The organism is Paraburkholderia sartisoli (assembly GCF_900107685.1).
In the GTDB taxonomy this organism is placed as follows: Bacteria; Pseudomonadota; Gammaproteobacteria; order Burkholderiales; family Burkholderiaceae; genus Paraburkholderia; species Paraburkholderia sartisoli.
In genome coordinates this window covers 37,177-44,575 of the sequence record NZ_FNRQ01000015.1, presented here as the reverse complement: position 1 = coordinate 44,575, position 7,399 = coordinate 37,177, and the positions used below count along the sequence as shown (strand labels likewise).

Below are 7,399 nucleotides of genomic sequence, written 5' to 3'. Positions count from 1 at the left end.
TGACGGCGACGCGGGTTTTTGCTTGATGCTTGCCTGCTGCTATTCGTGGTCGGAGCGAAAGGATTCGAACCTTCGACCCTCTGATCCCAAATCAGGAACGTCGATAGCCCGCAAACCCTTACCGGGTATGGCGTTGCGGGAACTGCTGTCTAAACGATTGCACAAGAAACAGGCACCAAACCACGCGGGTTTGCGGCCAATTGATCAGCAATTATTAGACAGGTGGACATATGAAAACCGTCGCTCGAATCCTCGCAATCCCCGCCGTTACGTGCTGGCTGATCCGGCGCGCGCAGCGCACACCGTACGCCCATCTCGACGGCTACATGAGCCGCTGGTGGTTGCTTAACCCGTACGACCAGAAGACGCACACCACAAAGCATTCATGGTTCCCATGGAGCGTGCGCATCCACCACATCTTGCGCCGCGACAACGATCGTGCGTTGCATGACCACCCGTGGAATGCGCGTACATTCATTTTGCATGGCTGGTATCGAGAAGTGCGCGAAGACGGCTCGTGCATCCGGCGCGTTGCTGGCGACACGGCGCGGCTCAATTTCGGTGAGTTCCACCAGATCACTGAAGTATCGGCCGGCGGGGTGTGGACGCTGTTCGTTACGTCGAAATTTCAGGGCATGTGGGGTTTCAAGGTCGACGGCGTGAAGGTGCCGTTTTGGGAATACCTCGCGCGGAAAAACGACGAATGACCCGCCGCGTCTTCGTGCCCCACAAGTATCAAGGGCTGATCATCGAGCACCAGTCGGACGTCGAGCGCACGAACGTGTGGGCAGGCATGGGGCTCGGCAAGACGGTCAGCACTCTGACGACACTCGAATCGCTCTATGCACTCGGCATCGAGACGCAACCGACGCTCGTGATCGCACCGCTGCGCGTCGCGCGATCGACGTGGCCGGACGAGTGTGAGAAGTGGGAGCATCTGCGCGGGCTCGAAGTCGTGCCGATCCTTGGCGACGCGAACAACCGCGCGATGCAGCTACGCCGCGATGCGCCGATATTCTCGATCAATTATGAGAACTTGCCCTGGCTGATTGACTGGTTCAAACACAACCCGCGCCCGTGGCCGTTCGGCACGGTCGTTGCGGACGAGTCGACGAAGCTGAAGTCGACGCGGATTTCGAACCAGAAAAGCAAGCTGGGTAAAGAATTCCTGAAAGGTTCGGGCGGCAGCGTGCGCGGCCGCGCACTCGCGCAGGTTGCGCACACGAAGGTGAAGCGCTGGACGAACCTGACCGGCACACCGTCGCCGAACGGGCTTAAGGATCTGTGGGGCCAGCAGTGGTTCATCGACGGCGGCCAGCGGCTCGGGCGCTCGTACTCGGCGTTCGAATCGCGCTGGTTCCAGTCCGTGAAGGGGGACCGCGGCTATCACGCCGTCGAGCCGCTCGACCACGCGCAGGAACAGATACAGCAGGCGCTGCGCGACTGCACGATATCGCTCGATCCGGCTGACTGGTTCGACCTCGAGAAGCCGATCGTGCGCCCGGTGTACGTCGACCTACCGAGCGGCGCCCGGCGGCTGTATCAGGACATGGAACGAAAGATGTTCATGGAGATCGGCGAGCACGAAGTCGAAGCGCTGAACGCCGCGAGCCGCACGATGAAGTGCCTGCAGCTCGCCAACGGCGCCGCCTACGTCGACGACGCCGGAAACTGGAAGGACGTCCACGATGAAAAACTCCATGCACTCGAAGACATTGTCGAGGAAGCTGCTGGGATGCCTGTGCTCGTCGCTTATCACTTCAAGTCTGATCTTGCTCGGCTCGCGCGCGCTTTTCCGCGCGGCCGTCAACTCGACCAGAACCCGCAGACCATAAGGGACTGGAACGCCGGGAAGATCCCGGTGCTGTTCGCCCATCCGGCCAGCGCCGGGCACGGGCTGAACCTGCAGGACGGCGGCAACATCCTCGCGTTCTTTGGGCACTGGTGGAACCTCGAAGAGTTCCAGCAGATCATCGAGCGGATCGGCCCAGTGCGCCAGCTACAGGCCGGGCACCGTCGCCCGATGTTCATCTATCACATCATCGCCCGCGACACGATCGACGAGGATGTGATGCTGCGCCGGGAAACTAAGCGCGAAGTGCAGGACATTCTGCTGGATGCCATGAAAAGCAAGGGTCTGCGTGTCTAGATCCTTGATGGGATAGAATTCGGCTTAAACCAGAATAGTCGGACGAGAGATGAAAGAAGCTTCACAGCGTGGCGGCAGCGGAAAGATTGCCTTCGCCGATGGCCTGCGCGGGATCGCCAGCCTGCTTGTCCTGATCGCCCACTATGTTCTCGTTTTCCAGTACATCAGGGGTGAATACGACGGATTGCCGGCGCTGTATGCCGACCCGTACCCCCACAAACTGGTCAGATTCCTGTCGATCTCGCCGTATATCAATCTCGGTGCGCTAGGTGTCGCCCTCTTCTTTTTAATCAGCGGACTTGTCGTGCCACAGGCAATCGCGAATCTGCCGAGCAATCTGCGCGGGATGATGGCGTTCGTGGCTGGCCGCATTTTCCGGATCTGGCCGACGTACGTCGCCGGTTTCGCCGTGACGATGCTCGCGCTCTTCTGCGGCGCCGCCTACAAATCGCACTACCTCACCTATTCCTGGTACACGATCTGGTGGCACATGTCGCTGTTTCGCGACTGGACCGAATACCCCTCGATAGACGGCGTCGTCTGGACGCTGGAAGTCGAGACAAAGTTCTATCTGTTCGTGCTGTTGTTCTGGAGCGCGATCCGACGCGGCAAGGTCTACCCGTTCTTCGTCATTGCCGCCGCAGCAGCGTGGGCAGCACCCTACAAAGCCGCCTATCCGATGGGCTGGAACCCGCCAGAGAATTTCCTCTGGCCGTTGAAGTACCTGCTATTCATGACCGTGGGCGTGGCCTTCAACTTCCACTACCGCAAGCTGATGAGCGCGAGAAAGTTCGCCATCTCGGTCGCGGTGCTGATGGGTGTTTTCCTGTGGTGCTGCCATCGTGAGGACTTCACGGCAGACGTCTATCTGTCCTACGTGGCAGCGCTCGCGATCTTCGCCGCGCTGTATTTCTGGTTTCCGGAATGGGAAGGCGGCTTTCTGGTCAGGTTCTTTGCCCGGATCAGCTACCCGATGTATGTGTGCCATGCCGCGATGGGGTACGTCGGCATCCGGATCCTGATCGACCTCGGCGCCCCGCCCCTGTGCGCGCTCGTGACTCAAACGCTGTTGACCCTTCTCGTATCGTGGAACATCCACGTCGTCTACGAACGGCCTTTCCATCATGCGGGGCGGTGGGTCTCCAGGATCATCGCCGGCAAGAAGCCGGTGTCGGCTTCAGGGAACACGAATCGCGCGAATGACGCCCTGGGCGCTAGCCGTACCTGACGAGAACGTACCAAGTGCGACGAGCCATACCGTCGTCGTGCTGCCAAGCACAAGATGAACCGTCGGCGTCGGTGAATTCACGATCGCGTTCGATGTGAACGTGGTGAGGAATTGCCAGAACGTACCCAGCGAGCCGATCGTTGCGGAAGTCGTGCTAATGCCGCCGACGGTATTGGTCAGCACGGCAGCGCCCGCACCGGTTATGGAGACGTCCCCGGTCACATCCCATTTCCCGGCAGTTAGGGAAATCGAGATCAGGTTTGTCGTGGCTGCGGTGCTGAGCGCCACGCCCGAGCTGGTGTTGTTCGTAACGTACTCGCCGACGCTCCCCGCGGGAGCGGTCCCGCTCGTGATCAGGCTGTTGGATGTCAGATTGCCGGAATCATCCAGCGACATGATCGCTGTCGAGTAGGCGCTGTTGACGACCTGAAACTGACCGCCGTTCGCGCGGATGCTCTTGTTCGGCGTCGTGCCGCCATTCCCCACCAGCTTGATATTCGCGCCGCTCGTGCCTGTATCCGTGACTGTCACGGTATTGGTTGAGTTAGTCGTGGTCGCGGTGATCGTGGAAAAGACGCCGGCAGCAGCAGAGGTGCAAGTGAATCCCGTGCCCGCCGTCCACGTCACCGAAGAAGACAGGCCACAGTTCGGCATGGCAAACGCGGTGACATTCGCGGTTCCGTTCGTGGCATTTGCCAGCACCGTGTTGGCCGGCAGCTGCGCGAGGTTGCCGAGCGTGATGCCGTTGGTGGCGCTCTGGAACGCATAGGCGCCCGCGCCAGTTCGGGTCAGGAATCCGGTACCGGCGAACCCGCTGATGTTGTCGAGCGCGGTGCCGCTTGCGCTGGATGCGTTCGTGCCGCCGTTCGCCACCGGCAGAATACCGGTGAGGGTGGCGATCGATACGTTACCCCACGCCGGCGGGCTTGATGCGCCGGTCGACACGATTGCCTGTCCGGTTGTAGATCCGGATGGGCTCAACAACTGAACCGGGGCAAGCGTCGCACCGAAGGCGACGGACGAAACCGCGAGCAGCGCAATGCTGAGAAGTCGTTTCATGTATGCCTCAGTCGGGAATAGTGGCGTTCGCGCCATCGTCTGGATTGATCGACTTCAGACAATGGCCGGGACCGAAGAACGGAATGCGATCAAGAATTCGGCAAAGCACGCAGGCCCAGCGTTTTCCTTTGAGCATCTGCTTGCCGGCGCGCGAGCTGAGCATTTCGTTTGCATCGCCGCCGGTCGCGACGTTTAGTGCCACGTCACCAAGGCGAAGCCAGTTAAATGCATAGCGTTTGAGCCAGTTCACTTACTCACCCCCTGGCCTTTTTCATAACTGCGCGCGATGACGTATCCGGCGTAACCGGTACCGAAGGTGCCCCATAGCGCCGTCGGGATCGCTTCGAGCCATGCCTTCATACCCTGCGCGATCGAGACCGCTGTCTGCGGACTGAAGGCCGTCAGGATGCCCATCGGGATGCCGCACAGGATCATGATGTACATCACGTACATGAACGACGGCCGCGCGCGGCTCGTCCACGGGTCTTTGCTGTTCGCTTCGGCGAGGATTGCCGACATCTGCTGCTGCATCATCGCCAGCGCGGCATCGGTCTGCGCCTTCATCAACGTTGCTTCGGCGGTTGCCTTGGCGGCCGGGTCCGGCCAGATCTTGTTCATGCCGTCGTCGAGCAGCTTGCTTACACCAGCGATTGCGTCGTCAATTCCAAATGCCATATCACACCTCTGTAAGTGCGTCTTTCGCCAGCGCCAGCAGCGCTAACCGGTCCGCGTAACCGTTCATGCCGCCGTTGATCCGGCGCGTGATCGTGGCGAAGTCGCCCGCGTCAGCGAGTTCGTTTAGCCCGTGCACGTTCCAGAACCATGCGGCCGACAGTGCGGCGTTTGTCGGCTGCTCCAGCAGCTCGGGCTGCTCCAGCAGCGGCAAGTCCAGTTCACCGCCCGCTTTCGCGTAGTTCGTACGGCCCGTGATCTGGATCAAGCCACGTCCCATGAATCGCTTTCCGTCGCCTGGCTGCGTGTTGCCGAGATCCTCACGCCCTTCGTATCGCGCCTGCGCTGGTGTAGGCCCCCAAAGCTCGCGCACGTACACGAGCCGCCCGCTTTCGTGCCCGATCTGCGCAATGAATGCCGCCTGTCTCGCATCGGTGTCGATAGCCCATAACGCCATCGCAGCACTGATCGGGTCGGCCCACACAGTGGTGCGCGATACCGGTACACCGAGCGCGCGGGCAAGCGCTTCCGCATTCATTTTCGGTTCCACTTGACGATCGTGTGTGCGATGCTCAACACCAGCGAAATCGCTGTCAGCACCATCACGAAGTGCGGCAGGTCAAAACCGGCGAACCAGCTTCCTGTCGCCACGTATCCCGGTGCTGCCAGCGCCGCGCTCGCTACGATGTCTTTATTCATCGAAGGCCCCGTTTCAATTCGTTATGCGGTGTACATCGGAATGGCACCCTTGCCGTTGTTACCGCCGTCGACAACGTTGAACTTGTTGTTGAGTGTTCCGGTCGGGCCGCTGCCAACCAGGCTTTGAATCGAGAATTGACCGTTGACCAACGTCATGCGGTTCAATGTCGCGCCCGCGTCCTTGCCTTCGTACAGGACACCCGGCGACGTGACGTTGTTCATCAGGCTTGTAAGCGTCGACGTGTCGAACGCGTAGAGCCCATAGCTGCTCTGGCTTACGCATCGAACGCCGGTCGCGCTGGCTTCCGACGTGCCACGGGTCGTGACGCCATACGCACCTCCCTTGATGGTCGACGCACCGCCGATGACGATGTTGCTACCCGACTGCACCTGGATACCGTCCAGCGTGTGCCCTTGAATATTTGCCTTAATGTTGATGTTCTGGCCGTTGACCAGAATCCCCTGGGCGGATCCGCCGCGAATACTGCAATCAAGACTGAGCCCGTCGACGATGCCTGTGCTCGGTTGTCGGATGTTGATCGCAGCGCCGGCCGCATTGACGAGGCCGCTCATGCTCAAACCGCTGATCTTCGTATCGCACAGGTTTCCGGTGCCAAGCGCGCCGATCTGGACGCCCCCGGTGACGGACGCGTTCCAGTCTCGCCCGGTCAGACCGATGATCTGGTTGCCGTATGTATTGGTCGACATGAAGTTCGTGATTGCACCCACCGAGCCGCAACCGATCGAGCGGCATGCCGAGATCGTGCTGAAGCTGCACGCTTCGAGCACATGACCGGTGTCGAAGCAGTTGATCGACGTGTTGCCTTCGAGCAGCGAAAAATCGTTCGAACAGTAGAACCCGTCAGACGGTTTTCCAGCAATGCCGCAGTTCAGAGCAAACGAATTCCGGATGATGTTGTTGCTGCCGACACCGCCGAACTGAAATCCAACTGCCGACAGCGACGCGGTGCCGATGCTGTTCTGGACGGTGATGCCGTCGGCCAGCGAGCCACTGCATGACGTGAGCAGAACGCAATAGCCGGTCGTGGTCAGGACCGAAGCGCGGTTCGCCTGATTGGCGTCGACCGTGAAGTTGCGCAACTGGATATTCGACAGGCCACTGCCGAACAGCACGTACTGGAAGTTCTGCCCGGCCTTCGCGAGAAGCCCGGCGTTCCTTGTCAGGCCACGGATCGTCGTGTTGCTGTTGACGATCGTTACCTGATTGGAAACGAGGGACGTGCCAGTAAAAGTGATCTCGATGTTGGGAAGCGCGAGCAGCCGGTTCCACGCAGCCAGGTCGTCTGTCGCGCCATCCTGCTTGCCGCCTGCTTGAGCGAGCGCGATGCTCCCGTGATGCTGGAGATACCAGCGGCCGCCGTCCGCGCCGACGATGATCGTGCAACCGTTATCCGCGCTGGTCGTGTCGCCCGGCTGGTACTGGTAAGCGCCGCCGCCACCGTCGCTGGCTGCGTAATACCCAGTGACGAAAGCCCGGGTATAGGTGATGGATTTAAGCTGGCGAAGTGCGACGATAGAATCGACAATCCGGCCGAGTACGTTACCCCATTGAAGCTGGGTATCCCCGACCG

Annotated in this window: 8 protein-coding genes; 3 read left to right on the top strand and 5 right to left on the bottom strand. The window is 60.4% G+C overall.

Going from position 1 to position 7,399, the window contains the following annotated elements; genetic code table 11:
• Positions 1-230 precede the first annotated feature (230 nt).
• From BLV45_RS26450 to BLV45_RS26440, 3 genes are read left to right on the top strand one after another with little or no spacing between them, the layout of a single operon-like run.
• Entirely contained in the window at positions 231-707 is a 477-nt protein-coding gene (locus BLV45_RS26450; RefSeq protein WP_090538234.1) for a hypothetical protein, read from the top strand.
• On the top strand, positions 704-2,149 hold the full coding sequence (locus tag BLV45_RS26445; protein ID WP_090538232.1) for a DEAD/DEAH box helicase: 1,446 nt from the start codon (positions 704-706) through the stop codon (positions 2,147-2,149). The genes BLV45_RS26450 and BLV45_RS26445 overlap by 4 nt, the downstream gene beginning before the upstream one ends.
• A 49-nt stretch (positions 2,150-2,198) precedes the next feature.
• Positions 2,199-3,377: an acyltransferase family protein gene (locus tag BLV45_RS26440; RefSeq protein WP_090538230.1), complete on the top strand. Its 1,179-nt coding sequence runs from the start codon at positions 2,199-2,201 to the stop codon at positions 3,375-3,377.
• Here BLV45_RS26440 and BLV45_RS26435 read toward each other — a convergent pair.
• From BLV45_RS26435 to BLV45_RS27710, 5 genes are read right to left on the bottom strand one after another with little or no spacing between them, the layout of a single operon-like run.
• A complete protein-coding gene (locus BLV45_RS26435; protein WP_090538228.1) occupies positions 3,327-4,436 on the bottom strand; it encodes a hypothetical protein in 1,110 nt (369 codons plus the stop codon). The genes BLV45_RS26440 and BLV45_RS26435 overlap by 51 nt on opposite strands.
• A gap of 7 nt (positions 4,437-4,443) precedes the next feature.
• Positions 4,444-4,686: a hypothetical protein gene (locus BLV45_RS26430; RefSeq protein ID WP_245753577.1), complete on the bottom strand. Its 243-nt coding sequence runs from the start codon at positions 4,684-4,686 to the stop codon at positions 4,444-4,446.
• Positions 4,683-5,111 (bottom strand): 3TM-type holin, encoded by a 429-nt coding sequence (locus BLV45_RS26425; RefSeq protein WP_090538226.1) that lies wholly within the window; start codon positions 5,109-5,111, stop codon positions 4,683-4,685. Before BLV45_RS26425 ends, BLV45_RS26430 begins: the two co-directional genes overlap by 4 nt.
• Position 5,112: 1 nt before the next feature.
• Positions 5,113-5,646: a glycoside hydrolase family 19 protein gene (locus tag BLV45_RS26420; protein ID WP_090538224.1), complete on the bottom strand. Its 534-nt coding sequence runs from the start codon at positions 5,644-5,646 to the stop codon at positions 5,113-5,115.
• Positions 5,643-5,807 (bottom strand): hypothetical protein, encoded by a 165-nt coding sequence (locus tag BLV45_RS27710; RefSeq protein WP_176954256.1) that lies wholly within the window; start codon positions 5,805-5,807, stop codon positions 5,643-5,645. The genes BLV45_RS26420 and BLV45_RS27710 overlap by 4 nt, the downstream gene beginning before the upstream one ends.
• Positions 5,808-7,399: the final 1,592 nt, after the last annotated feature.

Coding starts and splice junctions, on each gene's coding strand:
- BLV45_RS26450 (WP_090538234.1), top strand. CDS start 231: ATGAAAACCGTCGCTCGAATCCTCGCAATCCCCGCCGTTACGTGCTGG.
- BLV45_RS26435 (WP_090538228.1), bottom strand. CDS start 4,436: ATGAAACGACTTCTCAGCATTGCGCTGCTCGCGGTTTCGTCCGTCGCC.
- BLV45_RS26425 (WP_090538226.1), bottom strand. CDS start 5,111: ATGGCATTTGGAATTGACGACGCAATCGCTGGTGTAAGCAAGCTGCTC.
- BLV45_RS26420 (WP_090538224.1), bottom strand. CDS start 5,646: ATGAATGCGGAAGCGCTTGCCCGCGCGCTCGGTGTACCGGTATCGCGC.
- BLV45_RS27710 (WP_176954256.1), bottom strand. CDS start 5,807: ATGAATAAAGACATCGTAGCGAGCGCGGCGCTGGCAGCACCGGGATAC.
- BLV45_RS26445 (WP_090538232.1), top strand. CDS start 704: ATGACCCGCCGCGTCTTCGTGCCCCACAAGTATCAAGGGCTGATCATC.
- BLV45_RS26440 (WP_090538230.1), top strand. CDS start 2,199: ATGAAAGAAGCTTCACAGCGTGGCGGCAGCGGAAAGATTGCCTTCGCC.